This window comes from Betaproteobacteria bacterium (assembly GCA_016713305.1).
Classification (GTDB): Bacteria; Pseudomonadota; Gammaproteobacteria; order Burkholderiales.
In genome coordinates this window covers 1-26,784 of the sequence record JADJPK010000017.1, presented here as the reverse complement: position 1 = coordinate 26,784, position 26,784 = coordinate 1, and the positions used below count along the sequence as shown (strand labels likewise).

13 protein-coding genes and 10 pseudogenes are annotated in these 26,784 nt (G+C 64.5%); 10 read left to right on the top strand and 13 right to left on the bottom strand.

Features of this window, described 5'->3' with window-relative positions:
* Nucleotides 1-397 precede the first annotated feature (397 nt).
* From IPK20_19255 to IPK20_19245, 3 genes and pseudogenes are all read left to right on the top strand, one after another.
* Nucleotides 398-815, top strand: a pseudogene (locus IPK20_19255) (PaaI family thioesterase).
* A 333-nt stretch (nucleotides 816-1,148) separates the two neighbouring features.
* Complete coding sequence (locus IPK20_19250) at nucleotides 1,149-1,661, top strand: TetR family transcriptional regulator (protein MBK8018634.1); 513 nt, start codon at nucleotides 1,149-1,151, stop codon at nucleotides 1,659-1,661.
* Nucleotides 1,662-1,993: 332 nt separating this feature from the next.
* A pseudogene (locus tag IPK20_19245) lies at nucleotides 1,994-2,952 on the top strand (aldo/keto reductase).
* A gap of 118 nt (nucleotides 2,953-3,070) precedes the next feature.
* Here IPK20_19245 and IPK20_19240 read toward each other — a convergent pair.
* A pseudogene (locus IPK20_19240) lies at nucleotides 3,071-4,173 on the bottom strand (HlyD family secretion protein).
* A gap of 281 nt (nucleotides 4,174-4,454) precedes the next feature.
* Between IPK20_19240 and IPK20_19235 the strand changes: the two are divergent.
* A pseudogene (locus IPK20_19235) lies at nucleotides 4,455-5,943 on the top strand (DHA2 family efflux MFS transporter permease subunit).
* A gap of 99 nt (nucleotides 5,944-6,042) precedes the next feature.
* Nucleotides 6,043-6,630: a TetR/AcrR family transcriptional regulator gene (locus IPK20_19230; GenBank protein MBK8018633.1), complete on the top strand. Its 588-nt coding sequence runs from the start codon at nucleotides 6,043-6,045 to the stop codon at nucleotides 6,628-6,630.
* Between the two features lie 115 nt (nucleotides 6,631-6,745).
* On the opposite strand, the pseudogene IPK20_19225 reads toward IPK20_19230, so the two are convergent.
* Nucleotides 6,746-7,527: pseudogene (locus IPK20_19225) on the bottom strand (class II aldolase/adducin family protein).
* A 966-nt stretch (nucleotides 7,528-8,493) separates the two neighbouring features.
* Between IPK20_19225 and IPK20_19220 the strand changes: the two are divergent.
* Nucleotides 8,494-8,847 (top strand): hypothetical protein, encoded by a 354-nt coding sequence (locus IPK20_19220; protein MBK8018632.1) that lies wholly within the window; start codon nucleotides 8,494-8,496, stop codon nucleotides 8,845-8,847.
* A 97-nt stretch (nucleotides 8,848-8,944) separates the two neighbouring features.
* Here the strand turns inward: IPK20_19220 and IPK20_19215 are convergent, their stop codons facing one another.
* The 3 genes and pseudogenes from IPK20_19215 to IPK20_19205 all read right to left on the bottom strand — a co-directional run bounded on the left by IPK20_19215 (nucleotide 8,945) and on the right by IPK20_19205 (nucleotide 11,756).
* Nucleotides 8,945-10,414, bottom strand: coding sequence for an MFS transporter (locus IPK20_19215; protein ID MBK8018631.1), 1,470 nt, complete (start codon nucleotides 10,412-10,414; stop codon nucleotides 8,945-8,947).
* Nucleotides 10,411-11,116, bottom strand: a pseudogene (locus tag IPK20_19210) (SDR family oxidoreductase). Before IPK20_19210 ends, IPK20_19215 begins: the two are co-directional and overlap by 4 nt.
* A 69-nt stretch (nucleotides 11,117-11,185) precedes the next feature.
* Nucleotides 11,186-11,756: pseudogene (locus IPK20_19205) on the bottom strand (TetR/AcrR family transcriptional regulator).
* A 125-nt stretch (nucleotides 11,757-11,881) separates the two neighbouring features.
* On the opposite strand from IPK20_19205, the pseudogene IPK20_19200 reads away from it, so the two are divergent.
* Nucleotides 11,882-12,155 (top strand): annotated as a pseudogene (locus tag IPK20_19200) (type II toxin-antitoxin system HigB family toxin).
* A gap of 220 nt (nucleotides 12,156-12,375) precedes the next feature.
* Here IPK20_19200 and IPK20_19195 read toward each other — a convergent pair.
* Nucleotides 12,376-13,911, bottom strand: a complete 1,536-nt coding sequence (locus tag IPK20_19195; GenBank protein ID MBK8018630.1) for an HD domain-containing protein — start codon at nucleotides 13,909-13,911, stop codon at nucleotides 12,376-12,378.
* A 148-nt stretch (nucleotides 13,912-14,059) separates the two neighbouring features.
* On the opposite strand from IPK20_19195, the pseudogene IPK20_19190 reads away from it, so the two are divergent.
* Nucleotides 14,060-15,173, top strand: a pseudogene (locus IPK20_19190) (substrate-binding protein).
* Between the two features lie 71 nt (nucleotides 15,174-15,244).
* Here IPK20_19190 and IPK20_19185 read toward each other — a convergent pair.
* The 3 genes and pseudogenes from IPK20_19185 to IPK20_19175 all read right to left on the bottom strand — a co-directional run bounded on the left by IPK20_19185 (nucleotide 15,245) and on the right by IPK20_19175 (nucleotide 17,298).
* A complete protein-coding gene (locus tag IPK20_19185; GenBank protein MBK8018629.1) occupies nucleotides 15,245-16,012 on the bottom strand; it encodes a carboxymuconolactone decarboxylase family protein in 768 nt (255 codons plus the stop codon).
* Nucleotides 16,013-16,683: 671 nt separating this feature from the next.
* Nucleotides 16,684-16,770 (bottom strand): annotated as a pseudogene (locus tag IPK20_19180) (PEP-CTERM sorting domain-containing protein).
* 120 nt (nucleotides 16,771-16,890) lie between these two features.
* On the bottom strand, nucleotides 16,891-17,298 hold the full coding sequence (locus IPK20_19175) for a hypothetical protein (GenBank protein ID MBK8018628.1): 408 nt from the start codon (nucleotides 17,296-17,298) through the stop codon (nucleotides 16,891-16,893).
* Nucleotides 17,299-18,897: 1,599 nt separating this feature from the next.
* On the opposite strand from IPK20_19175, the gene IPK20_19170 reads away from it, so the two are divergent.
* Together IPK20_19170 and IPK20_19165 are read left to right on the top strand one after the other, a co-directional pair.
* Nucleotides 18,898-19,011 (top strand): PEP-CTERM sorting domain-containing protein, encoded by a 114-nt coding sequence (locus IPK20_19170; protein MBK8018627.1) that lies wholly within the window; start codon nucleotides 18,898-18,900, stop codon nucleotides 19,009-19,011.
* A gap of 334 nt (nucleotides 19,012-19,345) precedes the next feature.
* Nucleotides 19,346-19,813 (top strand): hypothetical protein, encoded by a 468-nt coding sequence (locus IPK20_19165; protein MBK8018626.1) that lies wholly within the window; start codon nucleotides 19,346-19,348, stop codon nucleotides 19,811-19,813.
* Nucleotides 19,814-21,127: 1,314 nt separating this feature from the next.
* Here the strand turns inward: IPK20_19165 and IPK20_19160 are convergent.
* From IPK20_19160 to IPK20_19145, 4 genes are all read right to left on the bottom strand, one after another.
* Nucleotides 21,128-21,904 (bottom strand): hypothetical protein, encoded by a 777-nt coding sequence (locus tag IPK20_19160; GenBank protein ID MBK8018625.1) that lies wholly within the window; start codon nucleotides 21,902-21,904, stop codon nucleotides 21,128-21,130.
* Between the two features lie 342 nt (nucleotides 21,905-22,246).
* Nucleotides 22,247-22,468 (bottom strand): SDR family oxidoreductase, encoded by a 222-nt coding sequence (locus tag IPK20_19155; protein MBK8018624.1) that lies wholly within the window; start codon nucleotides 22,466-22,468, stop codon nucleotides 22,247-22,249.
* A gap of 898 nt (nucleotides 22,469-23,366) precedes the next feature.
* Entirely contained in the window at nucleotides 23,367-23,690 is a 324-nt protein-coding gene (locus tag IPK20_19150; GenBank protein ID MBK8018623.1) for a hypothetical protein, read from the bottom strand.
* Nucleotides 23,691-26,366: 2,676 nt separating this feature from the next.
* Nucleotides 26,367-26,669, bottom strand: coding sequence for a hypothetical protein (locus IPK20_19145; protein ID MBK8018622.1), 303 nt, complete (start codon nucleotides 26,667-26,669; stop codon nucleotides 26,367-26,369).
* Nucleotides 26,670-26,784 lie beyond the last annotated feature (115 nt).

Here is a 26,784-nt window from a genome sequence, read left to right as displayed (position 1 = left end):
TGTGATCCACCGTCTTCCGTCGAGGCCATGAAGAATCAGATCGCCGCCATCATGGACTGGACGCACACGCGGCGAGCGCTACGCCTATCTGCGAGATCTCGCAACCCACCCCTAGTGGTCAACGGCGCAATGACATCATGGTGCTGAGCGTCAACTCGTTCACGCTGCAGCAGCACATCCCGGAATGCGCAGTTGATCCTGTATCCGGATTCGGGACACGGCTCGCTGTTTCAGCATCCAGAACTGTTCGTTGCGCATGCCGCGCTGTTTCTCGATCGTCTGGACGAACGTGCCTGACTCAGGTGCGGGCCGCGCCTGGCGCTGACCTAGGCGACAAGCGTGTTCGCAACGAGTCCATCGCAAGGTGGCCGTCCAATCAAGCAGGACTGATTGCCAAATGAGAGAAAAGATGAACCGGGCAGCGGAGTTCAACGATCGGGGCCAGAGCTGCCTTCCTGGCTGCTTGGCATCGTTTTCAGAGTCGTCAAGCCGAAGAGGTCCCGCGCCGAACTGCTTGTTCGGACGGACCTCATGGCGCCACGGATTCCTGCACGCCGCCACGGTCGTAGCTCGCGGATACGTGCTGTGGCTACGGTTGCAAGCGAACCTTCCGGAAGGAGAGTGGGTTCACAACGATCGAACCTGGAAGTCGGATCATCTTGGCACGGCTAGAGACGGCGCTATCGACTGCATCGCAAAAACCTGTGCACATCGGCCGGACTACGCAGGTATGGGACGCCACCGTGGTGAGTCGCGACACGGGCCGCACGCTGGCGCTGTTTCGGTGCACGCAGATGGTGCTCTACTCGAACTGACGCCGTTCAAGCAGCAGACCGCGGGTCACGGGTTGGCGGGCGAGACTCACGCTGTGCCCCGCCTTCATCCTCAATCGCACGCGGTATGTCGGGCTGATAGCTCTAGCAACGCTGGTAGAGATCGGGTGAAAAGAAGCCGCTCCGCTGAAGAACGTCATCGCGTGACAGGGTCAACGCGATCGTCAGTCAATGGTTTTCTTGATAACATGACGAGCGTCGTAATTAAGGTTCTTAGCAGTTATCCGATATGCCAAGACAAGTTACCGAGCAGCAAGGAGAGAGGCATGAAGGTTTCAAGGAAACCAGCGCCAAGCACCAGAGAGGACCTGCTGAATGCGGCAGGCAAGTGTTCCGGCGAGCGTGGCTTCTCACAAGGTGGGCATCGCCGAGATCGCAGCCGCCGCCGGCCTGACGCACGGGGCCTTCTACACGCACTTTGAATCGAAAGAGGCTCTGTGCGCCGAAGCCATCGGGCTTGCCTCGGGTCGAAGCCTTGCCGCACTGGAGTCAAAGCTGAAGTGGCGTGCGGCCGTGGAAGCTTACCTGAGCCCTAAGCATGTGCGCGACCGGGCCAATGGCTGCCCGTTTGCCGCGCTCGGCGGCGACGTGCCGCGCGAGGGCGAGATGATCAGGACGGCGTTCTCCGGCGCGCTCGAGCAGTCCATCGAAGCCGTGGCGTCGGGGCTCGGGCACGCAGGGGAGGGCACGCGCCGTGAGGAGGCTATCCAGGCGCTCGCCACCATGGTGGGGGCTCTAGTCCTGGCCCGTACCGCCTCAGCACCAAGACTACGTGATGAGATCCTGGGCGCAGCGCGCGACAAGGTTCTCTCGATGTCGGACGACTGAATTTGTTCGCAGTGGCTACTGGCTGTCTTGCTCGACGGTGCGCGAGGTCGACCACTGTCGTGTCAGCGATTCGTCACTTTGCCTCTCCGGCGACGAGCGAGCGAGTGTGACAGATCAACGCCTGCAGTGAATCCGCGGCATCTGCCCAGTGATGAAAGGGGGGGGCAATGAACGAGACCGGAACCTTGAAACGAGACGTTCGAAGGGCGGGGCGTCGTGTGGGTGAGTTTCTATGGCCCGTGCCGCGGTTTGGGTCGTTCGAGCTTCTCTCGTTTTCATTTGCTGTGGTCGACGTAGACGGCGTTGCCGTTCAACAGAAGTAGGAGCACGACATGAAATACGCAGTCTTCGGAAAGACCGGCTTGCAGGTGTCACAGCTCGCGCTTTCTCTGGCAACTTCCGGCACCGGCTGGGGCTACGGTGCCGAGGCCGCCGATAGCGCGGCGATATTCGATGCCTATGCCGAGGCGGGCGGCAATTTCATCGATACGGCTGACGTCTATCAGTTCGGGCAGTCCGAGGCGATTCTCGGCAACCTGCTGGCGGGGCGACGCGATAGTTTCGTGCTTGCCACTAAGTTCACCAGAGGGTCCGCACCCAATGCCGATCGGCTTGTGATCGGAAACAGTCGCAAGGCCATGATTGCGTCGGTAGAAGGAAGTCTCAAGCGGCTCAAGACGGATCGGATCGACATCTACTGGGCCCACTATCCGGATGGAGTAACGCCCGCTGAGGAGATTGTTCGTGGCTTCGAGGATCTCGCGCATGGCGGCAAGATCCTTTATGCAGGCCCTGTCGAACTTTCCAGCGTGGCGGCTCGCGCGTGCGGTCACCTTGGCGGACCTGACTCGTGCGGTTCCGATCGCCGCTGCGCAGTTCCAGCACAGCCTGGTCCATCGCGCTCCCGAGGCCGACCTCTTTCCAGCGTCCGAGGCACTCGGGCTAGGCGTCGTAACCTGGTCGCCGCTCGGAGGCGGAATGCTGACAGGCAAATACCGGCGGGGCGAGAAGGGGCGCGCCGAGGGTTTCGGCGGCAGGGTGTTCCAGCCAGAGGATTCGGTGCAACGCACACAGATCCTGGACACGGTGCTCGCCATCGCGGGCGAGCTCGGCGCGAGCGCGGATCAGGTGGCCATTGCCTGGGCGGGTACCCACGGCGCAGTCCCGATGATCGGTCCCCGCTCTCTCGCGCAACTCACCAGCGATTTCAGGCGCGATCGCGCTAGCGCTCTCGGACGAGCAACTCGGGTCGGCTCGACGCCGCCAGCGGCATCGGTCCGTCGGCTCCTGAGGATCCCAGTACCGTGGGCTTCCGCCGACAGGTCACGGTTGGTAGTCGCCTGAAGTCTTGCCTGAACGGCTGGCCGATCTCTCGGCCATGGCTCAGCTCTCGAGTGAGACCTGACGGTCACTGACAGGCCGGGCCTCAGTCGGTCCAGGTCAGACTGCTTGGGTTCGAAGCGGATTCGAACGGGCACTCGCTGGACAATCTTTGTGAAATGCCCGTGCCTGGCTCGAACGGCAGAAGCGAAAATCGCGAGCCAGATCCGCGCCAGGCTATCGATGGTGCTGATGAACACCCGCTCGGGAACGTAATCAATTTCGATGCGGGCTCGCTGGCCGGACGCATGCGCAGTCTGCGTCTCCTTGAAGTTGGCGGTGATGTAGAGCTCGTGCATCGGAACTAGCGTGAGCAGGCGAGTGCCCGGTTGGACGTAGTCGCCCTGCTGCACCTGCCGATTGCCGACTACGCCGTCGATCGGCGCAACGACGACGGCGTGTCGCTGTTCCTGTTTTGCGAGTGCGAGCGAAGCGCGGGCGCGCTCTACGGTCGCCTCAGCCTTCCGTAGCGAGCCTTCCAGCGCCGCGCGCCGCGGTTTCGCCTGGTGACCTGTTCTGAGTAGCGCGACGTCCGATAGCTGCTCCTCGTGACATCTTCTTTTCCAGTGATTGCCGCAGCGCGAAAGGCGTCTAGCGCGCTTGCGGCCACAAAGCCACGCGCGACGAGGTCCTCGTAGCGAGCGCGATCGGCAGCCGCGCGCTTGGCTTGCGCTTCAGACGCACGAATCGAGCTCTGCGCGGCGCGAACATTCGAGGCTGCCAGCTGCTCCTCGGCGCCGAGGCTGAGCAGTGCCGCTTTCACGGAGGCGACGCCGGCAACGGCGTCTGCCAACTCGGCGACCGCCGTGGCGACGTGTGCATCGAACTCTTCCGGATTGATCCGCACAAGTGGATCTCCGGCGTGGACGGACTGGTTATCCTGCACGAGCACCTGAGACACCAGGCCGCGCACTTTCGGCGCCACCGTCGCCGCGTCGGCACTGACGTACGCAGCAGCCGTGGTCTCGACCGAGGCTGGAGTGAGGATGTAGGCGGAACCGGCCAGGCCGCGGCGATTGGCGGCTACCCCCACGACCAGTGTGCGGCGTGCTGGCAGTGCGATGCGCTTCCGTGCCGTGACGGGAGGCTGGCTTTGGTCCGCGTTTCCGGCGGGTAGTCTGCTGGACCGCAGGGCTTGCTGTCCCGGTCGTACTCAAAATTCACTTCTCATAACAGGACGAAAGCGCCCATGCAGGCTTCTTGCCATTTATTGAATGACGAACGTAATATCACACTCGCAACACACCCTGTCAAGCACTGCTCGCTCTGGGATCACCCCATGTTCTCTTCATTGCCCACGAAGCAACTCGTCCTCTGCAGGCATCAGCCGTGAAGGGGGCCATTGCGCCGCCGAACGGCATCGTTGATCCCGCCACGTGGTCGAACGCACGCAAGTATCTTGTGTTCGGGGTGATGGCCTTCGGGCAGTTCATGGCGCAGGTCGACATTCAGATCGTTGCCGCCTCCTTGAACGAGGTTCAGGCTGGGCTGTCGGCGGCGCCGGATGAGATGAGTTGGGTCCAGACGTCCTACCTCATCGCGGAACTCGTGATGATTCCGTTCTCCGCGTTCCTTACTCAGGCGATGTCCACTCGCTGGCTGTTCGCAACGTCGGCGGGCTTGTTCACCTATGCGGTGTGCTGTGCGGGCTTGCCTGGAGCATCGGATCGATGACGGTATTCCGCGCGCTTCAGGGTTTCACCGGTGGCGCCATGATCCCGACGGTGTTCGCGGTGGGATTCACGCTGTTCTCCGGCAAGCAACGCGCCATGATTCCCGCCATTCTCGGGTTGTTCTCTGTGCTCGCCCCCATGCTTGGTCCCACAGTAGGTGGCCTCATCACGGAGTACATCAATTGGCGGTGGGTCTTCTTCATCAATGTCGTACCGGGCCTTGCGGTCACCGTGCTACGGTACGGTTTCTTCGGGTGATAGCGCCGATACAACGATGTTTCGACGTATCGACTGGCTGCATCTCCTTGCCATGGCGGTCTTCTTGGGTGGCCTGCAGTACGTGCTGGAGGAGGGGCCGCGTCTGGAATGGTTCGGTGACGCCGGAATCATGATCAGCGCCTGGCTGTCGCTGGTCGCGTTCGTTGTGTTTCTGGAGCGCTCCTTCTTCTCCCCCACACCGATCGTCAAGCTGACCCCCCTTCCGCCGCGCCGGCTTCAGGTTCGCGTGCGTGTTCAACCTCGTGATCGGGTTCGGAATGTTTGCTTCAACTTACCTGATTCCGGTGTTCCTGGGGCGAGTCCGTGGCTTCAATAGCATGCAGATCGGTACGACCGTGTTCGTCGTCGGCGTGGCGCAGATTGCCAGCACGCTGATTGCAGCGCCCCTTTCCCAAAGGGTAGACGGCCGGCTGCTCTTCACTGTCGGGTTGTCGCTTTTTGCTTTCAGCCTATGGCTAACGTCTCAAGCGACCTCACAGTGGGGCTTCGCCGAGCTTCTGGTTCCGCAACTCGTGCGCGGGTTGGCGCTTATGCTGTGCATCGTACCGAGTGTGACCTTGGCGCTGGCGGGATTCGAAGCTGTGGAGCTCCGCTATGCCTCTGGGTTGTTCAATCTGATGCGGCCTCTAGGTGGTGCTATCGGGATCGCACTGGTCAACACGGGGCTTCAGGACAACAGTCGCATCGCCATGGCGCGCTTCGGCGAGACGCTCGGACGCTCCTCTCATGCGTTCAGCGACGGCATCGCCGGAATGACACGGCGGCTATCCGCCGTTACACCCGACCCGTCCCAGGCTTTTCTGGAAGCGCAGGGCATCATCGCGCGATTCATCAGCCAGCAAGCCGCTACGATCGCGTTCAACGAAGTCTTCCGCGGCATGTGCTGGATGTTCGTGGCGGCACTGCTGATGGTTCCATTTGCCAGACGCGGCCCGGCCGGTGCTGTGTAGAAACCGTCACCTCCCGCTGAAGAAGAGACCGCAAGAAGTGCGACCGCTTCTCCGGAGGTGTGAATAAAATGATGATGACCATCTCCCTAGGGGGCTGCTATGCGCTACGCACCTGAGCACAGGGTCCAGACACGCGAGAGAATTGTGCGTGAGGCCGCGGCCGAGATCCGCAAACATGGCCCTGACCGAATTGGAGTTGCCAGCCTCATGAGCAAAGCGGGGCTTACCCATGGTGGGTTCTACGCGCACTTCAAGTCCAAGGACGATCTCGTGGCGGAGGCGATAACGTATATGTTCGATGATCGCTATGCGGCGTTTCTGCAGAGGATGCAAGACGTTGAGCCTGCGCAGGGGCTTGCGGCTTACGTTGACGGTTACCTGACCGTGCGTCATCGTGACCAGCCGCAGAATGGGTGTCCCTTGCCGTGCCTGACCGGAGATCTCGCACGCATGTCGGCGGCTGCATGCAAACGATTCGACGAGGGAACCCGGCGGCTAACGAACTCGATCGCCGATGCGTTACGGGCAATGGAGCGTCCGTGCCCGGAGGTGCTGGCGGCGTCCATGCTGTCTGAGATGGTGGGGGCCATGGCAATCGCTCGCGCGGTGTCAGACAACGAGCGGTCCAAACAAATTCTCCTAGCCTCGCGCGACAGCATCAAGGCCCGTATCGGACTAGATATCTGATCACGTCTTCTTGCGTACGGTGGCAGTCACCATTCGTCCAGACTGGGCCGGAAGGGGCCCAGGATGCTTACGATGCAGTTGGAGTAAGGCGCAAGCGTTGTACCGCGCGAGGCTATCAATCGAGAGAATCCGGCTGTTCTTTCAGAATTCGCGCATACAGCGATTGAAACTGAAACCATCCGCTGAATGGCGAACCGACGATCTGATACGCCTGCAGCGCGGATTGCTCTGAGATCATCTTGAGCGGCTGCCCGGAGTGAGCCGCTGCGGCTTCAGCCATCAGCTGCGCCCTGACAGGTCCGGATCCATTGTGATGAACCACCAGGCAGCTTCGTCGACAGTCTCGCCGACTGTGAGAAGACCGTGATTCTGGAGAATGACGGCTTTGTGGGAGCCAAACGCATTGGCGATCTGCTGCCCCTCGTCAAGCTGGACCGCGACTCCTCCGTAGTCGCTATACAGAGCGTGGTCGTTGTAGAAGGCGCAGGCGTCCTGCGAAATGGGGTCCAGTTTTCGGCCTAGAGCGGCGAATGCATGGCCGTAGGTCGAGTGCGAGTGCGCGGCGCTCACGGCGTCGGCCCGAGCCGCATGGACACGGGAGTGAATGGCGAACGCGGCAGCATTCACGGGGCGATCGCCCTCGACGACCTTGCCGTCGTGACTGACGCGAATGAGGTCCGATGCCCTGATAAGAGTGAAATGCATCCCGAACGGGTTGACCCAGAAGGTATCGGGGAACTCCGGATCGCGCGCTGTAATGTGTCCGACGACGCCCTCGTCGAGGCTGAAGCTCGAAAATAGCCGGAAGCTGGCTGCCAAGCGTTGCTTGCGATGCTGTCTTTCCTCGCCAACACTCGCAAACACTGGCGGGCGTGGTAGATTGCGATATTCGTTCAGCGGTGCTAGTGGTGGCTTGGACGCTTCGCTTGGAGCGCCTCACGTGCCGTAGTGGACTGCTAGCTCACCAAGTTGCATCGTGACTACCGAAGATGTCTGAACGGGCTTTCGCCAGCCGAGGCTGGTGCCTACCGATGCTTGTGCATTCATGCGGTGACCCGCTGCAGAGGCGGAACCCTCTCGCCGCGGGGCGGCGGGTTTGCCAGTCACGTGGGTGACGTCGACACGCGTTAAATGGATGAACAGGCATCGGTTGGCGGGCGACTGAGATCCCATCCTTCGAGACCCAGATTCTTCGCCGACATCAGGGAGCGAATTGACTGTTGAGCGCGGTTTCAGGCGGGTGTTTACCGTCACGGTCGAAGAGGCTGTCCTTGCGTCCATCGTCCTCTGACGACAACGTTCGCTGACAGTCATCATTGCCAGACGGCAAGAGTGACGGTAAATCCGGCAATTCAAGTCTAAGGAGTTAAGTTTGATCAATGGGTTGACGCGATAGTCAACCATTGAGTGGGAGTAGGGGGGAAACCCCGACTGCGAGACTTGCAATGCCCTTTCGTCCTCTTGTACCCGGCCCGGGCGGGTTCGGCGCATTCGTGCTGCGACTCGCCGTGTCCGTCTGCTCGCTCGTATTGTTGGCCAGTACCACCGCCGAGGCCGGTGAAGCGGTTCCCGTGCCGATCCGCTTTCATGCGGGCAGCGACCTCGAGATGGTGAAGGACGGCGTGACGATGCGCTCCTGGGTCACCGAGCGCCAGATCCGCGACGTCGTTCTTCCCGAGGTGAATCGCATCTGGCGGCCCGCCGGCATCGTGTTCGTCCTCGACGCGGTCGAGCGGGTCCGTACGCTCCGGCCCGCGAACCGCGAGCGTTTGCTCGAGGAAATCGCGGCTTCGACCCGCGACGAGGACGGCGAATCCGACCCCGAGCGCATCCGCAAGCTGGGCGAACTGCTGGCGTTCGGCGATGAAACGCCTCCCCGTTGCGCGTGTACTTCGTGCCCTACCTGGGGAGGCGTCCCAGGGGAACACCAAACGGAAGCGGGGGCGTGTCGTCGTTGGCGAATGGACCGACAAGCCGTCCAAGGGTCGTGGCCCGCCGGAGCGCTGCGCACTGAGCGAATCCGGCGACTTCGTCAAGGGCTCGCTCGGCCGGACGATCGCGCACGAGCTTGGCCAGGCCCTCGGCCTCTCGCACCCGGACAAGACGACACAGACGGAATTCGGGCGTCTCATGGGCGGGCGCAAGCCGGGATACCGCCTGACGCCGCCGGAGATCAGTGCGGCCCGCTCGGCGGCGGAAGCGCTGGCGCGCCGGTAAGCCTGGAGACGGTGGCACTTTCGGGGCGAGGTTCCGAACAGGCAGCCATATCGAGCCACCGGCACGGACAGCCAATGCGGCTCGGCGCGCGTACCGTTCATGGTGAATTCGATGGTTGAGGTGGGCTTGGCGGCGCGTGCAGATCGGTCATGGTCGTGAATGACGGCGCGGGTCGTGGTTTGGTGTCCACGGGTAGGCAAAGCAGTGCCGTCAGCAGCGCGAGCGAAATGAGCAGAAGGTAGAGCAAATCGAAGTCGTCGCGTTGCAGGGTCGCGTGGCCGAGCAGCGCCACGGTGAGCGCCACCCCGAGCACCGAGCCAATCTGGCGTGTGGCCTGGTTGACGGCGCTGCCGACCGCATAGTGCGCCACGGGCAGCCGGTTGACGGCTGCGGCCGATAACGAGGGAAGCACCAGTCCGACAGAGATTCCGCTCATCATCAAGCCGGGAAGCCAGTGCAAGACGTAGTGCACCTCGGTTCCGGGCACGAGCAGAAACCACAGACCGCTACAGGCATACAGCAGGGAACCGCCCACCAGGAAGCGGCGATGGCCCAGTCGCGACGCCAGGCGACCGGTGATGATCGCAGTGGGCATCACCAGCAGGGGCCCGGGCGTCACCGCCAGTCCTGCCTGCGGCAGGCTGAAGTGCCAGACGTTCATCATGTAGAAGAAGAACGTCAGGAACATCATCGAGAACGCAATGCCGAAAGACAGGGTCGCGGCATTGACGAAGCGGTAGGTTCGGTTCTGAAACAACGCCAGATCCACCAGTGGCTCTGCCGCTCTGCGTGCCCAGGCGACGAAGGCACCGGCGGCGACCAGCCCTGTCGCGCCGAGGATCGCGAGTTCGGTGTGGCTCCAACTCGGCGCATCGGACTCCACGATCGCCAGCGTGACGGTGCCCACGGCCAGCATCATCAGCGCCATGCCGACGACGTCTATCCGACGGCGCGCGTCGGGCTTGGTCGATTCCGTCAGGATAGCCGCGCCGCGCCACAGCGCGAGCCCGCCCAAGGGAAGGTTGAGGTAGAACGCCCAGGGCCAGCCCAAGGTTTCGATCACGAAACTGCCCGCGCTCGGGCCCACGGCGGCGGCGAGGCCGCCGACCGCACCCCACAGGCTGACGACCACTGCCCGCCGTGTCTGCGGAAATGCGGCGAGAACAATCGACAGAGAGGCAGGGGTCAGCAGCGCCGCTCCGATGGCCTGCACCACACGGGCCGCGACGAGCCAGCCTACGCTTCCTGCCAGACCGCAGGCCGCCGACGCGGCGAGGAACAGCGCCACGCCGATCAGGAAGACCCGCCTGCGACCGTACGTGTCGGCCAGGCCGCCGGCGGGAATCAACGTTGTCGCGTAGACCACCGTGTAGGCGTTAAGGACCCACGACAGGTCCGCTGCCGATGCGCTCGCAAAGGCGTGCCGCAGCGGGTCGAAGGCCGCGAACAGCATCGTCGTGTCGAGCGACACGAGGAAGGACGCGACGCTGGCCACCCAGAAGACGGGCCATGGCGAGGCAGGCTTGGCGCTGGCCGCCGCCACGGCGGCGTCGGGAGGTGTGTTCACAGGCGTTCCTGCACGTAGATGCCGGGACGGGCCGACAGGCCCAGCTTGACGTGCTGCGTCATGTCGTCGGCCAGCACTTCGTCGGCACCTGCCTCGAAGCGCGTCGAAGGCGCGATCGACGATGTCCTCCGGTCGCGGCCTTCGGCATGTCGATGCCTTGCGTCATGTCGGTATCGACGAACCCCATGTGCAGGGTCAATACCCGGGTTCCCTGGCCGCGCAGCTCATTTCGCAGGCCGTTGCTGAGACTCCAGGTCGCCGACTTCGTGACCGCGTAGGCCGCCAGCGCGGGCATCGTGACCCAGCTGGCTACCGAGGCCACGTTCAGCAGCGCGCCGCCGCCGTTGGCAGCGAGCACCGGTGCGAACGCGCGCCCCACACGCAGCACGCCGAAGACGTTGGTCTCGAACTGCTGGCGCATGCTGGCTTCCGAATCGGGGCGAGCAGGCCGCCGTATTGGGCGATGCCGGCGTTGTTGATGACCAACGTCACGTCGGGGGCCTGCTGCGCGGCGGATGCGATGTCGGCCGGAGAGTTCACGTCAAGCTTGATCGGCACGACACCCGGCAACGTGACGCTGGAGGGGTTACGTGCGCCTGCGTAGACCTTGAGCGCTCCGCGCGCCAGAGCGGCTCGGGCGAAGGCCAAGCCGATTCCGCGGTTGGCGCCGGTGATGAGGACGGTGGCGTTATCGAGTTTCATGGGGACTCCTGGATGCTGGTCATCATATGGATTGACGAGACTGTTCGACGGCGGTCTAGGGCCCGCACGTCAGGTTTCGTACTGGTGGATAAGGGCGGCCCGCGCGCTGGCCAGCAAAGACTTGCCGGCCTTGCCCTGGAGCGCGCGCGCCAGTTGCAGCGCACCGACCATCGTGGCGGCCACCACCTGCGCCTGCTCCGCATCGGTTCCGGGCGGAAGGCTGCGGCGCACGAGTTCGACCAGGCCCAGAACGCGGGTGCGGGCGGCTCGTGCGACCTCCTCATCCTGGCGTGGAATCTCGGAGGCCAAGGCAGCAACCACGCATCCGCTCTCGGCATTCTCCAGATGCGCATCGCCGAGATAGGTGTTCACAAGCGCCGAGAACGGGCTCATCCCCTGTGCCTGGCCTTCGCGCAGGCGATCGGCCAGCACCGCAACCGTGTCCTGACCAGCGCTGGGTGGCCTCGGCCAGCAAGGCCTTGCGGGAGGCGAAGTGGGCATAGAAGCCTCCGTGCGTGAGTCCGGCTTCCTTCATGAGGTCGGCCAACCCGACACCGTCGTAGCCGGCACGGCGAATCGCGCGCGACGCGACGTCCAGGATGCGATCGTGGGTCAGTTCCTTGCGAGACGGGGCAGACATGATGTGCGTAGTATTACGACCATCATATTGATTGTCAATTGCAGTCGCGGAGGTGCATCGGGCGATCGTCGCGGCAGTGATCGAGTACGAGTGAGCGGGCCCAGAGGTCAGGCCGGCGCGTCGGCATCAAGCCCCCGCCCACCATCCCGATAAGCCCAGACACGGCCAGGACGGCCGCTTTGCCCGGGGTCGAACACAATGAAGAATGCTTTCTCTACGCTGGCGCGAGCATCTGCGGCAACAACCGCGTCGTGTTCGATTGGCGGCAACAAGTACCGGCTGGTGGTCGAGATGCAGTACCAGGCAGGGATCGTGTGGGTGAAGTTCGTCGGGACGTGCGCGCAGTACGTCCGGATCGACGTGGAGACTGTGAATGACTATCAAGCCAATCCGCAATGATGACAACCTGCGGCGGGCCTTCCGGCGCTTGGAGAAAATCTTCCAGGCTGCGGAGGGCGCGCCGCAGGCGGACGAGCGCGACGTGCTCGTTACGCTTATCGAAGCGTACGAGAACAAGCATTGCGACTTCGGTCCCGCCGATCCTGTCGAAGCGATCAAGTTCTGCATGGAGCAGGAAGAACTGACGCCTCAGGCTTTGCAGGTTTCGCCTGCCCCATCCTCAGCCGATGAGGGCGTTCTGCATCGCCCAGAGAGCCGCTGCCGCGCGTGTCGACACGCCGATCTTGTTGTAGACGTGCTGGATGTGGTGATCGGCGGTCTTGGTCGAGATGAACAGGCGGTCGGCAATCTGGCGCGTGGTGAAGCCCTTTGCGGCGAGGTTGAGTACCTCGACCTCGCGCGACGACAGCCCGCCTGCGTGCTTCGCGCGACGCGATCGCGCGGGCTGCGCGTCGTGACCTGCAGCGACTAGCACGGCCTCGACAGCGCGCTCGGCGATCATCCCCGCCAACGCGCGCCGGCGAAGTTCGGCCGCGGCATCGGCGGCGGCAAAGGCTGCGCGGTCCGCGCGCTCGGTCGTGAGGCCCACGTAGGCATCTGCCGCCGCGAGCAGGGCGGCCGAAGTCTCGCCCGCGCCCACCTGCAGTCGCTTGTGGTATCCGGAGCCGTCCGCCGTTTCGTGATGCGCGGCGGCGACCGGACAAAGGGCCGCGAGCGCGGGAGATCGACGCAGCATCTGCTCCGTGAGGAGCGGATGCAGTTCGACACGATCGAACTCGGCGCGCGTCAAGGGGCCGGGTTTGTCCCAGATGGAATTGGGTACGGCGGTCGTGCCGAAGTCGTGGACGAGCGCGGCGTGCCGCAACATCGCGATGTCGGCCTCCGGCAAGGCGAGTTGGCGTGCCGCGGCAGTCGCGAGATCCGCGCAGCGCCGGCTGTGGCCCGCCATGTACGGCGACTTGAGATCGATGAAATCGGCCGCGACCTCGAGCGCGTCGTCCAGCGCCGCACCATCGAGCGTGCGCCGCGGACTGGGCTCGAGTTCCAGCACCGCATCCCAGGGTTCGACCTTCGCAAGGCGCTCGAACCAGTATTCACCGTGCCGGATGAAGACATCGGCGAGCGCCGGGTCGTACGTGCGGTCCCGGCGATCGCGGGCAGCTTCGAGCGCCTTGGCCGGGGAGAACAACCGGCAGATCGCCTCCATGTCGTGCGTGAGGTGCACGATGCGCATCGCCAGTGGAATCTCCGTGCCGCTCGCCCCGGCCGGAAAGCCCTTGCCGTTCCAGCGCTCGAACGTGAAGCGCAGCGCGTCGCGCACTGCCGGGCCGAACGCGAGCCGCGTCGCGAGCATGTCGCCCACCTCGCAGCCCGACGTGAAGTTGCGCGCGATCCACTCGTGCACGCCCGCATGGATGGCCTGCACGATCTGATCGCGCGCCTCCGGCGGATGGCCCGCCGTCGCGAACGCGATGACATCGCGCATCACTTCGGCGGGATTGGCGGCATCGTGGACCAGCGTCTGTGCCCGGATGGCGATCTCGTCGCCGAACACCGACGCCACCTCGTGCGCATGGCCGGTGCAGCCCAGGTAGCGCAGCAGCGCGACCCAGTAGACCGTCTGTCGAAGGTCGGCGTCGTAGCCGGCCTCCTCGCACAGCCAGGTCGCGAGGAGGCACGAGCGCAACTGCGACTCGAGCGGCTGCCCGAAGGCGTTGTCCTGGGCGAGGGCCAGCGTGGCCACGAACTCGCCCATTCGTAGGGAGGTCGGAAAAATGGGGAGGTCTCCCGATGTCCGGCGGATTCCGGTTGCGGAGTATCGATCCTAACCGATCGCCGATCGGCCGCCGGAACGTGCGCCTCCGCGCCGTGCCGTGCCCCTGACCAACACAGGAGAAACAGCCATGTCCCCAACCCTTATCAAGGTCGGCATGATCGCGGACCAGACCGGTCCGCTATCGTTCGTCGGCATTGCCAACGCCAACGTCGCGCGGATGGTCGTCGACGAGATCAACGCCTCCGGTGGCCTGCTCGGCCGTCCCTCGAACTGATCGTCGAGGACAGCGCCACCGACGACGCCGCCGCGGCAAGATGCGCGGCCAGGTTGGTCGGCCAGCATCGCGTCGACGTGGTCTTCGGCGGCATCTACAGCTCGACACGCCAGGCAATCAAGGCCGAAGCAGTCACGCGCGGCCGCACGTTGTACGTCTACCCGGAGCAGTACGAGGGCCAGGAAGCCGATCCGCTGATCTTCTGCACCGGCCCGGTTCCCGCCCAGCAGGTGGACCCACTCATCCCGTGGCTGATGCGCGAGACCGGCGCGCGCAAGTTCTTCCTGCCCTCGGCCGACTACGTCTGGCCGCGAGTGATGAACCGGAAGGTGCGCGGCGTGGTGGAGTCGAATGGCGGCAGCATCGTTGGCGAGGAGTACTTCCCGCTCGATCACATGGACTACGAGGGCACCGTCCAGCGCATCATGGCGAGCGGCGCGGAAGTGGTGTTCAACACCATCGTCCCGCCGGGCGTGACGCCGTTTCTCGCGGCGCTCCACGATGCCGGCTTCTCCCGGCGCGGCGGCAAACTGGTCTGCACGTACTTCGACGAGAACTTCCTGAACATGGTGCCGGCCGCGCACGTCGAAGGCCTCTACAGCTGCCTCGACTACTACCAGGGGATCGACGATCCGTTCAGCCGCGAGCTGCTAGGGCGCTACGAGAAGCGCTTCCCCGGCGCGGCGAAGTTCACGGGCGGTGGCGCGTGCTCGGGGCTGTATCGAGGACTGCGGCTGTGGGCATCCGCGGTGAAGTCTGCCGGCACACTGGCGCAGGTCGCGGTGGTCGCGGCGTTCGACCGCGCCCGCATCGCGGAAGGCCCAGGCGGCCCCGCCGAGATGGTGCCGGGCGAACACCACCGCGCGGCTGCATTACGGACATCGCGCAGGCGCGCGGTGGCCGTTTCGAGGTGGTGCGGAATCTCGGCGCCATCGACCCTCAGGAGCAGGTGCTCGCGGTGGCGTGAGCGAGTTTAATCAATGACAGTGGCCGGCGCGAGGTCGCGCCGGCCGTCGGTACGCCCGGAACGGATGCCCGTCAGTTCTCCCAGCGCTGCGCGGCGAACTGCGGATCGAGGGGCGTCTGCATGAAGTGATTGGCGAAGTTGGCGATGGTCTTCATCGCGAGGCCGATCAGGATGCCCAGACCCTGCTCGCGCGTATAGCCGGCGGCGACAAAATTCTCCACCTCGGCTTCGGACACATGGCCGCGGGACCGGATCATGGCGCGCGTGAACGTCACGAGTGCGTCGAGCTTCGCATCTTGCACCGCGGTGCCTGCACGGATCGCACGCAGCGCCGCCGGATCGATCTTCAGGTTGGTGGCGAAGGTCGAATGGGCCGCCACGCAGTAGGCGCAGGAGTTCTCCATGCTGGCGACCACCAGCACTGTCTGCATCTCCGTTCCAGTGAGGCCGACCTTGGCGAAGTTCTTCACGAGCTCGGCGTAGCTTGCCAGCGTGGCCGGCGAGTTGGACAACCCCAGCAGCAGGTTCGGGACGAAGCCGAGGTGCTTCTGCGGCCCCTCCAGATATGGCCGGGCCTCCACGGGGGCGCTGTCGACGGTCGGAAAGGTGAATGAGGTCATGACCGGGTCGCTGGTCGTGTTCATGGTGGCTTCTCCTCTGGTTCGGCCGGATGGCCGGTTCGAGAGGCAGGATGCCGCCACGCCGACGGCGATACATCGGGTGAACTCCCCATCCTCACGGCAACCCGGCGGCCCGCTCCGGAGTCGCGCCTGGAGCGCGCCGGCTAAGGCTTGTACCGTCGGCCGGCCCACGGTGCCTTCCCAACGCTTGGCCTGCACGTACCCGGTGTCGAGTCCCCGCCGGTCTACTAAACAGGAGGGCCGTCAGGACGCCTTCGTGACGGGCAGCAACTCGTGATCGGCATGACGCAGGCCACGAACCGCATCATCAACGAGGTGAGGGAATCAACCCGGTGGTGTACGACATCAGCGGTAACTCGCCGGCGAAGATCGAGTGGGAGTAGGGGGCAACGGGAGTCGCAAAGATTGCGGGTGATGAGACGCTCTCGTGTTTGATGTGAGGCGAATCATCAAGCAAGCGCGAGGCAGCCCGATCGCCCTGGTTTGAAATGAGTGTGCGGCCTTTGCGCAGACTGGGGTCGGCCCCGGAGATTCGGAGGAAATTGACGGTAGGCCAGACGGAGTATGTGGCAGCTTCGTCGAGGCGACGGCGAAGGCCCGTAGGGCACGCTAACCGCCGTGACGTTGTCTTCCGAAGCGCTTCGTAAGACGTGTCGTGTCGCCAATGAGCGCTCATCCAGAGGTTCGCCACCCGCAACCCAGCGAGTGGTGTTCCGGGCCGACTCGACGATGAGACTGATGAGGCGGCAGGTTGAATCCGCAGGGCCGGCCGATCCTGGCGACCGGGGTGCCGCGGCAATCGCCGGGTCTGAAATGCAACGCGGCCGATGACTCGGCCGCGTTCGTTTACGGATTCGTGAGGTGAGTGGTCAGCGCCGTGCGCGCCGCGCGCCCCAGGCGACCAGTCCCATGCCGGCCAGCATCAACGCATAGGTTTCGGGTTCCGGCACGGCGGCGACCGCGAGGTGATCGATCGCCCAGCCGTCACCCGCGACGTTGTCCATCTTGATCCCGGTGATCACGTCGCCGTCCGTCGCGTCGATCCTCACGTAGCCGAACCGCCCGCCTGCAGCGCGCTACCCACGCCGAGGCTGGCCGCGCCACCGTTGATGCTGAAGACGACGTTGTATTCGTTCTGCTGGAGACTGAACCCCACGGAACGCACGGGGGTCGTGGAAGACGAGATCGATGTCTTTCCACTTGGGGTCGTCGCCGTAGGAAGGCGTCTGGTTGCCGAAGCTGCTCACCAGGACATGCGAGCCGTCCCACAGTGAAGAGCATGCGGGCGAGCCGCAGGGATAGCTGTAGAACGCGTTGCCGAATGCATCGTCTCCGCCGAAGGCGGTGGGTCGCGGGTCGAACGTCGTGGGCAGGGTCCCCGAGGGTGCCGCCGTCGACGTGCCGCCTGACCAGCCGATCTGCAGGCCCGCGATCAGTGTGGTGTCCTCGAAGTCTTCGATCGTGTAACCGTCGACACCGAGCACCGAGTCGTCGGCACCCCCACTGATTGCTCGGGAAGGTCGTGATCGTGAACGCTGCGTGAGTGGTGAAGGACAGGCCGGACAGCAGGGCGGCGATGAGGGTGCGATGGAATCCTCGCGACATGGGGTGGGTCTCCGAGTTATGTGTCGTTCGGGCGGCCCGGCGATGGGCGGGGCCGCCAAGAGGGGTGTCACCGGCGTCGATGATCGCGATGATGGGATCGTGGTCCGCGGGCAGACACTGCGGGCGTTCCACAGCAAGATGCCTGCGGATCTCTCGGCGCCACGGAGAAGACGATCTCAGATCGCCGTCGATCCAAATCCTTGAGGCGTAGTCTGTCAATTTGGTCGACGCCCGTTCGACCGGACACGACCGGCAGTCCGATCCACAGCGGGCGACCATGCCATTCACGCGAACGTGGACTCGACGCCTGGGCCGCGGTGGCACTTCGCTTTGCGCGTGGGTGCGTCGCCCGTGCCAGGCGGTGGAGGCGCCCGCCGCCCCGCTGTCCGTCGTATGCATGGACCCGCAGGGCACCGCTGGTCAGGAGCCGCGCGAGCCTTGGCGCGCCAAGTCCCGGCGGAAGGGGCAAGCCGAAGCCTGCGGGGATGGGTTGGTGCACGAAGCCGGAATCGACCACGGCCCGCGATCGTGCCGTCCAGGAGTCTCCGTCGATGAAAAGTCCGTTGTAGCCGAATGCGATGTCGATTGCGTTGCCCGCAGCTACGCCCAGCGTGCAGACCGCGGCAGTCGTGACGATGAACGCAGTGGTGCCGCACGATATTCAAGGTACATTCCGGTCAGCTCTCGGAGAAGGGCGACGAACCCGCAGCCCGGTGCTGCCCCCTGAGACCTTCATGCCTCGCATTTCTCGATTCACCGACGCCGCCCGTACCGCCTGCGTCGTCGGGCCGTCCTCGGCTTTTCATCCACCGGGTTCACGCGCAGACGCCCCCGGCAGCCGCATTCGTTCGGCAGGTCCGGACCGGTCATGCCGTCCAGACCGGGGATGGCAACCAGCTCACGCTGACGGGCTATCGGTTCGTGTCAACCTGGCGGTCGTCCCCGGCCACGGGTCGAGGCGGCGTCCTGGGCATTCCCCGGCGGCGAGACCATTGGCCTGCCGCTCAACGACGTGGATTCGGCTTTGACTACCACTCCGAACTGTTCGCGACACAGGAACAGATGGATCAGCGTTTTCCGGCCGGGGCGCATGTGTACACTGAGCGGCCCCCGGGCAGTCGAGTCGGTCACCTTGAACGCGGCGGTCGGTCCCTACCCGGATGCTTCCCCTATCTGACTGTTCGACGTTTTTTCGACTTGCGGGGGATGGGCGCTAAGGCAACGCCTTCGATTTCCACATCAGCCCCATCGGAACGCCGGCGCCAGGGACAGAGCAGACGATCACGTTCTTCGTGGACGACGTGGCTCACCGGCGAGACCCGATTCCCGAGTGGCGGGTCTGGCAGCCCCGTCCGTGACGCGCTGACGATGCCCGCCAACACGCTCCAGGCCGGGCGCACCTATCAGTTCCAGTTCTATCTCGGCACTCAGGTGGACTCACGGCAGACAACGCGGCAGGCGCTTCGCAGGGATTCACGCTGCTGACCACGGGCGAGTTCACGACGGCCGTGCCGGAACCTGCGACGGTCGGGCTGATGCTCGCGGGCCTGGGTTTTCTCGGAGCGGTGCGGCGCCGTAGAACGGCGGCCTGAGCGCGCGAGCGTTCGTCACGCTGGACGCCCGGCCGTTCCTCATTTCGGGATCCAGCGCGAGCCACTCCCGTGAGGCGCCACGAGCGCTGGATTCGACGGCCCGACATCGACACGGGCGTAGCGGCAGCATCCTTCACCGTCTCGTTCGTCGCGCTCTCCACCCATGCAAGTCTCCTCCGCTCGCCTGCGCCGCAGCCGCTCTTCGTCTATCCGTCGCCTCTGGGGCTGTTCGTGTGCGCCATCTTCGCGGTCGGCCGGACATGTGCTACTTCTTGGGTGATGCTCATCGGGATGTTCCGGAGCGACCACCCTCTGGCTCTTCGGGCCGCCGGCGGTGGTGATCCTGTTGCTGGAGCGGTACTGCTATCTCGTGCTGCGATCGCGGCCGGCGTCGCTCGTCATCGCATCAGCAGGGAATTACCGACCACACGAATGGGCGGCGCCACGGTTCCGTGGGGAGGACATCGCTCACTTCACGGGTGAAGACGATCCTGCGCGGCGGTACGAACCTCGTTGTCACGCTGCAAGCCAGGATCTGGCACGCGAGCATCTCGGGCGAGTTGCGCTCGCCACTTTCGTGGCTGGACAAACGTTCGTCATGGGGTACTGGCTGATCCGCCTCACGTCCCTGCGCTACGACGCCGTCGCGATCCGCGTCGCGCGAAGGCTTTCGCGGCGCAATGCCAATGGCGAGGACCGGCGCGCCCAGTTCAAGGCAAATGCCGGAATCGGAAGCGCCCGCCGGAAGGTCTCACGGCCGATCACCTTTATCGGTCAGCAAGTCATGGCGCTCAAGAAATAAACGCCGGCAGCACACGCTGCCGGCTGCCGAAGACACTCAGCTCCGTTGACACCTGCTGAATGCCCGCCAGCAGCCAGCCATCGCGACCTGATCGAGGCTTCATTGAGGTTCCAGGACTTCGATAAAAGGTCTGGCGGGGACGATCGGCGAAATTCCTTCAGCGCGCCGGTGAACCGTACGCTCGCCACGACGTGACCGTTCTGCTGTTCGATGCCGAGCAGTTCCGCTCTCCAGCGATTCCACTTCGGTGCGGTTAAGCGTCTCACCGCGCTCTGTGAAGTCCATCTTGACTCTCGCGAACATCTCGGGGTCGAAATCGGTGGATGTCGTTCAGGTCGCCGGTGTCCCACGCGGCCTGCAGCCGGACGAAACGCACCTTGGCGCTTGCGGACGAATCCGGCCACGTCGAAACCGGCCGGGAGTCGACCAAGTCGCCGCGGAGCCCCCTCGCGGGACGCGGGTGTCGAGGACGGTATGGGATCGCCTGTCACGCTGTAGTCGTCCCCGGTGCTGCGTCCTGATTCGGTGGGGCCGCAGGCCGGATCGGCTCTCGACTACCGCGCGCCCGTTCGAACGCCCCGAAGACCTGTAACCACCTGCAGCCCCCGGCATGTGCAGGAGCGCCGGTGGCCATCGTGGTTTCTCCGCAACATCCGCCAGGATGAACAGGCCTGCCATCACCAGGCAATCCGACGAGCAGGAGGGAGCCCATCATCTCGGCGAGTGCCCCATGCCGAAGTGGGAGAAGAGGGCGGCGATGCCCAGCCCGGCGGCCAGGCCGGCGATCGGGCTCCAGCCAGCGATTGCGGGCGGCTGGGCGTGGCACCGCCCTGCTGCGGTCCGGCAGCGTTGCGAGACGCCTGATTCTGGCCGGGAGCAGTTCTTGAGGTGGGGTGGCCTGACGTTGGCTCACGTTGTCCGACTGGGGTCCCATGGAGCGCCTGCCGCCCAGACGATGGGTTTTCGGCAATGACCACCACCATGGCGGTCAGCGCGAAGGCCGAGAACACGAACACTGCAAGACGGCGGATCAGGGAAATGGTCACGTTGAGTAATCCTTTCTGAAGCGGTGACCGGGAGTCTACTTGACCATAGGCAGCGTGACGCGGCGAAGGTTCACAATGCTGTAGGAGTCCCCAGTTCATCGATCTCAATGCACTGGCTGTGCCTTGAGACGTTCTGCGACCGAGATCCTGGCGGATCGGCACCACGCTCGCAATGCGACGCCAGGTGAAGACGCACGAGCGAGCAGGCAGGTCTCGATTTCTCGCCGCCTGCTCTGTTCGTGGCAACCTGTTGGCACGCGAGAAGCGGTCAACCCTTTTCTTCGTTCTGCGCTTCTTTGCCTGCAACCACGGCCGGGGCGAGCCCGGCCAGCATCAGCGCATAGGTCTCCGGTTCGGGCACTGCAGTGGCACGAACTTCGAGGTAGCCGCATCGAGATAGCATCGGTGTTAGAAACCGGGAATGCCGTGGAGTCCCCCACGAACGAGTAACGCAGGTAACGCGTGCTCTCTCCAGCAAAGGTGTGACCCCGGACTGTTCCACCGGTACTATTCGAGCAGGCTTTCCAGGAAAGGTGTCAGAGAGTTCCGCCGTCTGCGCATCGAGCATCGATACCGCGATCTGCCCTTCGTCGGTCTGCGTTTGATAGGCCGGCCTTCCGCCAGCCGCCGCAGAACAGGACCGAGCGTCCTGCTGTCCACGGTGGTATCGGCTTTCGAGGAATCCGCTGGTCAGGACGTTTCGGGATGTCTTCGCCGCACGGAAACTGAGGGCGTATTGGCGGCCGAAGATGTAATTCACGCCTTCTGTACGGGTCCGGCTTCGCTCACGGCGGTGCGGAGGTTCGACATTGCTGGTCGCTCCTGCCAGCTGGTCAGGCCAGACCTCGAATCCCGGATTGACGAGGCTGGGCGTGCGCCCCGGACGAAGCTCATGCCAGGACAACGGCTGCTTATGAAAGACTTGATGCACATGACGATCTCCTGGTTCGATGGAACTGGTTGAAGCAGTTTCTTCGCTTATGAGCTCTCCAGTTTTGGACGGTACCGCTGAGGGGTCTGACTGGTCCTCGAAGCGACCGCCCATGGCAAACAGCCACGTGATTCCTGGCGCGACACCCGGTCTGCGCCTTGAGGAGCGCGCTATCGCATTCCAAGGGGTCGCCGGATGTCTGTCCCTACCAACGTTCCATTCCGGAGCAACCCGGATATTTCTCGGGTGCGCACTGGGTGGGCTGTTCACCCCGAGTGGGGAAGTTGCCATCGCCGGACTCCTGCAGACGCGCCACGGGCATCAGTCGCTCACCGTTGTTTCGCCGCGGGATCCCCGCCATCACGGTGCTGAATCCGCCACCGACGTGGAGGATCCTCGCCAGGGACCCCGAGGCGTGGAAGTCCGGAGAGGAGGAAGGCGGCAGCCTCGCCCACATCAACGATCGAGACGGGCAGTGCGGCGGATCGGCGCGTTCCTCCTCGACGTGCACGGGAAGATCCGCCCGAAGTTGCTGATGCCTGCGGCGGCAAGTGTCTTGATGGGCCCGGCGGAAATTCCGTTCACGCGGATGCTGTCTCGCCGAGGTGCGCCGCCACGTAGCGCACGGACGCTTCCAGCGATGCCTTTGGCCAGCCCCATCGCGTTGCAGTTCGGCACCACTCACGCGGCGCCGAGATAGGAAAGCGCCGGCACGGGCTGAATCGCGTCCTCTCATGAACGGCCGCGCCGCGCGCCAGTGCGGGACGTTGTAGGCCGAGATGTCCTGGGACTGGATGGAATGCCCTCGGGCAGAGCCCCGTCGAGGAAGCCGCCCATGAACGCCTCCCGCGGGGCGACGCGGATCGATGTGGACCAGGCCGTCGAAAGCGTCCTCCATCGTTCGCCCAGGGCTCCGAACAGCGCCTCGATCTGGGCATCTTCTCTCCTCCACGTCGCAGGGAAGGATGATATCGGCATGTCGAATTCTTCAAGAGATCGGCCACGCGCTTCCGGACGCGTTCGTTCCGGTAGGTGGCGGTGAGTTCTCGGCTCCCCTGGCCCCGGCAGGCCCGGGCAAAGTGATGCCGGTAGGCGACTGAACGGGCAACCGATCAATCCCCGCGATAACGCGCTTGCCTCGCAGCAGGCCCACTGTCAGACCGATGTCGCGCGCACGCGCCTTCGCCGTCTACCAGGCAGCGCAGCAGGTCCTCCACGCTTCTTCAGCGATCAGCGATCCGAAGTGGCAGGCCTCTCCGAACCGCGGAATAATGAGCCATGTTCGAGATCACGTGGCCACCGCTGCGGCCAGCTGGATTGTCGATTCAGAACCGTCCGGCACGGGTCAAATTCCGTCCCCGCAGCCCGCAGGAGAGCAGGTGTTCCAGGGCCAGCGTGCACGTCCCCGGTCCCTTCGCCTTGCCCTTCATCCGCGCCTTCCTCGCGCCTCAGGGGTAGCGTTCGAGCCAGGGCGGGGGCACTTCTTCGCGCGCGCAGGGGTGCGGCCCGCGACGCCTGCGAACGTCACGATGTCCTCATCGCCCCGGCGAGCACCTTCTTGAATACAGGGTGGGTATCAGCCCTCCTGCGTCACCGCAAAGGCCGTCCTGAGCTGGACCGCGGACGCGCCCAGAAGTTGATCATCTGGCGCACCTTCTCGGGGGAGTTCACGCCTCGGCCGTGCGATCATCGGATACGGCTCGACGCCGAGAGGTTTAGCCGGCGTGGCGATCATGCCCCGGATCACGTAGTTTGAAGTCGAAATCCGCGCGCTCATCACGTCGGCCTCGGTCCGCTGGCGGCACTCCAGATGCTCGCCGGCGCGTAGCGGGGTGCTTCGATGATGATGGCGTCCGGCAGGCGCTTGCGCATAATCCACTTGCGCACCCAGCAGGTTCACCCCCGGATATCGGACAGGATGGGGATTTCAGCCGCCATCCGGGCGGACTGGCGGTCAGGTCGGGAAGATCCAGCGGCAAGTCCGGCGCCCATGACGGATCGGCGCCGCAGCCGCTCTCGCAAGCCTGGCGCACGCGGTCGGCGTACTTGGGACACCGCGCGCATCACGTTGTGAGTTTGGCGTGATGGAGTCCCCTGCCATCGGCGATCTCTACGTCCGCCCTTCACCTCGCGGTCGAGCGCCACCAGGTTAGCTGAATTGGGATCTCGGTCTCGTCGCGCGAACGCCCGGTCTCGGCCATGAGGTCCGGATGCAGCGCTGGCGCAGGTCCACGCTGGCGACGGGTGCCGACGGCCCGCGGCTGGTACCGTTCCGGCCAGTGGCGATGCGGGGCGTGATACGCTGACTCCCATGCCGCCCTGAACGATGGGCAACAGCGTGCGTCCTTTGATGACGAGTCAAAACATTACAGGCATGGGCGGGGCCGGCCGTTCAGGCGAATTCCTGTGTAAAAGCGAGTGCGTCCACGTCTGCCGCCGCAACCCCGCGCCACTGGGCCAGTTGTTGCACGATGGAGGCGCGTTTCGTCACGAAGCCTCGTGGTTTCTGTCTTGCCCCAACCGCCGGGCTGAGTCGGGGCACTCGGACGCGTGCTTTCTCGGAGCGGCCGCCCGAGCCGCCAGCTTCCTGGGGAGAGACAGCCGTGTTGATCCGTCGACCGCGATCGGCAGGATCAGGAAGCACCTGCTGAGCGGGCAAGACGGAAAGGCACCGTCGCTGAAGGCGCTGATCCGCCTGCCATGGCTGCGTGTGCCTTCGGGAAGAAAATACACCGAGCAGTGCCGATCCAGATAGTGCGCGTCGTGATCATCGCGCGCGCGCCGCTGCGCGCATTGGTGCGGGTTCACCGTGGTAACAGCCGCTGGCCATCCGCATCATCCACCCCACCACGGGCAGCTTGAACAACCTGAGCTTGGCCACCCATTTCATTTCCTCACGGCAGATGCGAGAGCAGCGGGATGTCGGCCACCGATTGATGATTGCTCACGATCACGTACGGGCGGCGCGGGTCGCAGGGATCTGCTGGGCCCCGGATCTGCAGATCCCAGGCCGGATTGACGCGGCGGATGGTCGCGCACCCAGGCGTGGCGTGAACCATCGACCCGCGCGGTAGCGTACCGGATCGCGGTCGAAGACGCGGATCGCGGAAGCGCAGTGGCAGCCAGGCAAGAAATCGAGCACGGCCACGGCAAGCCAGATCCAGGCGGACCCGAACAAGGATGGTGAAGCGCGCGATGGGGCGAAGTGGCGGACCAATCCGGTGCGGTGGAGGCCGGCATTGGGCGCCTCTCGTGGCATCCAACACTCCATACGGACAGCAGTAAGTGATGATAGGGACACGAGATCTCTAAATCAACTTGATCTGTGTCACGGTTATTGGTGTCGTGGAATCCGGGCGGCGGATCTAGCGATCATCGGCGGCGGGCAACACCGCCCTTCGGCCGCCCACCTGGTTTCCGGCCATTCGAACGACTGTTCTTCCCTGCGACCGACGGAGGCCCCGCATGACGACCTGAGATACGCCTGACATCACGTTTCTTTAATCCCCGGCCTGGCGAACCCGGGCACGTTCTCCCAGGTCGCCGGGGCAAGCGGCGGCGGACGATCCACATCAGCGGTCAGCCTGCCTGGGACGAGGAGGTCGCCCGTGGGCCCGAGTGATCTGCGCGCTCAGTCGGAGCGTGCGGGTTCCAGAATCCTCAAAGCCGCTGGCGTGGCGGCGGACGCGGATTCCGCGACGGGATCAAGTTCACCTGCCACGATGTGGTCAACCTGGAGCCCGACGACCGGGCGGCGATTTCCTGAGGTCCGTCAATGTTTCATCGATCTCGGCAAGGCCGCCCGCGAGCACGATGATCGGCGTCCCGGCCCTGGTGGTGCCTGACGCCAGGATCGAGATCGAGGCGATCGTGGCGGTCTCCTGACCCCGAGGGAGCCGCCGCAACGAAAAAGGCCTCGCGTGGGGCCTTCCTCTTGTGCAACAAAGCGCGCTTTGTCGGAGGTCAGGGCGGTTCCGCTGGCTATAGCGCCGTTTACGACTGGCCGCCAGGGCCAGCGCCACGAGACCCACGGAAACCATGGCGTGGCGTTTCCCGGCTCCGGCACGGGCTGGATCTCGCCGGGCAGGGGTTGCCGGAGTTCATCGACCGGGCGGCCCCCGAAATCGAACGGGTCGGTGTTGCCCACCACCGCCCGGCCGCCGTAGCCAAAAAGGGCGTCCATCTCGGTGTTCGAGGTGTAGTAGCCGGAGCCGGCGACCCGGTAGGGACAGGACCTTGATTCGTGCGCGCCCAGAATGCCCATGCAGGCCCATACTGGCCGGCGTACGGGTCGTAGCGCCGGAACCCGGGCCGTGAACGTTGGAATCCTGGGCCGAAGTGGAGAGCCTCGATGGTCGGCGTGTAGGACACCGTGTCGCTGAATTCGCCGGGCGCGCCCGATCCGGTCAGGCCCAAATACACCCGCCAGAGCGCGGGGTACGCCCGAGGGGATGGTGGCGTCGAGCGCGGCGGGTACCGCTGAAGGAATCGCCTGGAGGTCATGTGGTCGATGCCGACGCGCCGCGACCGATGAAGAACTGGAAGTCCAGCGCCACGGCGGTGTCGGTATCGTTGGTCACGACCGCTTTCGTAGACGAGTTCGGTCAGTACATCCCCGGTTCTTGCCTGCCAGCACGCGGACGGCGGACGGGCCGGTCGCGAGGTCGCCGTAGAACGTCGACTGGCTGAAGAACAGGCCGCCGGTGCAGGCGGAGCCTGAGATCGGGTTGTTGCCGACAGGCGTGGAGGCTTCCGCCACCACGGAGTTGTTGTCGACGATCGCACCGGCAAGCTGGGTGTCGACGGTCTGGCCGTACGCCGGCGCGCCGAATCCAGGCGGCGGCGACCGCGCCGCCACTGCACTGCGGGGGAATCTCATGAGGTCTCCTGCTTGTGGTGAAACGTATTGGTTCGTGAAGTTTAGTAAGCCCACTGAATTCCACACAAGAGATACCTGCTGCTTCGCCATGTCCACCTTCATGCTTGCCTGGGAA

Excerpts from the sequence above, each read along its gene's own strand:
- IPK20_19250 (MBK8018634.1), top strand. The coding sequence starts at position 1,149 with ATGCGGCAGGCAAGTGTTCCGGCGAGCGTGGCTTCTCACAAGGTGGGC.
- IPK20_19230 (MBK8018633.1), top strand. The coding sequence starts at position 6,043 with ATGCGCTACGCACCTGAGCACAGGGTCCAGACACGCGAGAGAATTGTG.
- IPK20_19220 (MBK8018632.1), top strand. The coding sequence starts at position 8,494 with ATGAAACGCCTCCCCGTTGCGCGTGTACTTCGTGCCCTACCTGGGGAG.
- IPK20_19195 (MBK8018630.1), bottom strand. The coding sequence starts at position 13,911 with ATGGGCGAGTTCGTGGCCACGCTGGCCCTCGCCCAGGACAACGCCTTC.
- IPK20_19160 (MBK8018625.1), bottom strand. The coding sequence starts at position 21,904 with ATGGGCGGTCGCTTCGAGGACCAGTCAGACCCCTCAGCGGTACCGTCC.
- IPK20_19145 (MBK8018622.1), bottom strand. The coding sequence starts at position 26,669 with ATGAGATTCCCCCGCAGTGCAGTGGCGGCGCGGTCGCCGCCGCCTGGA.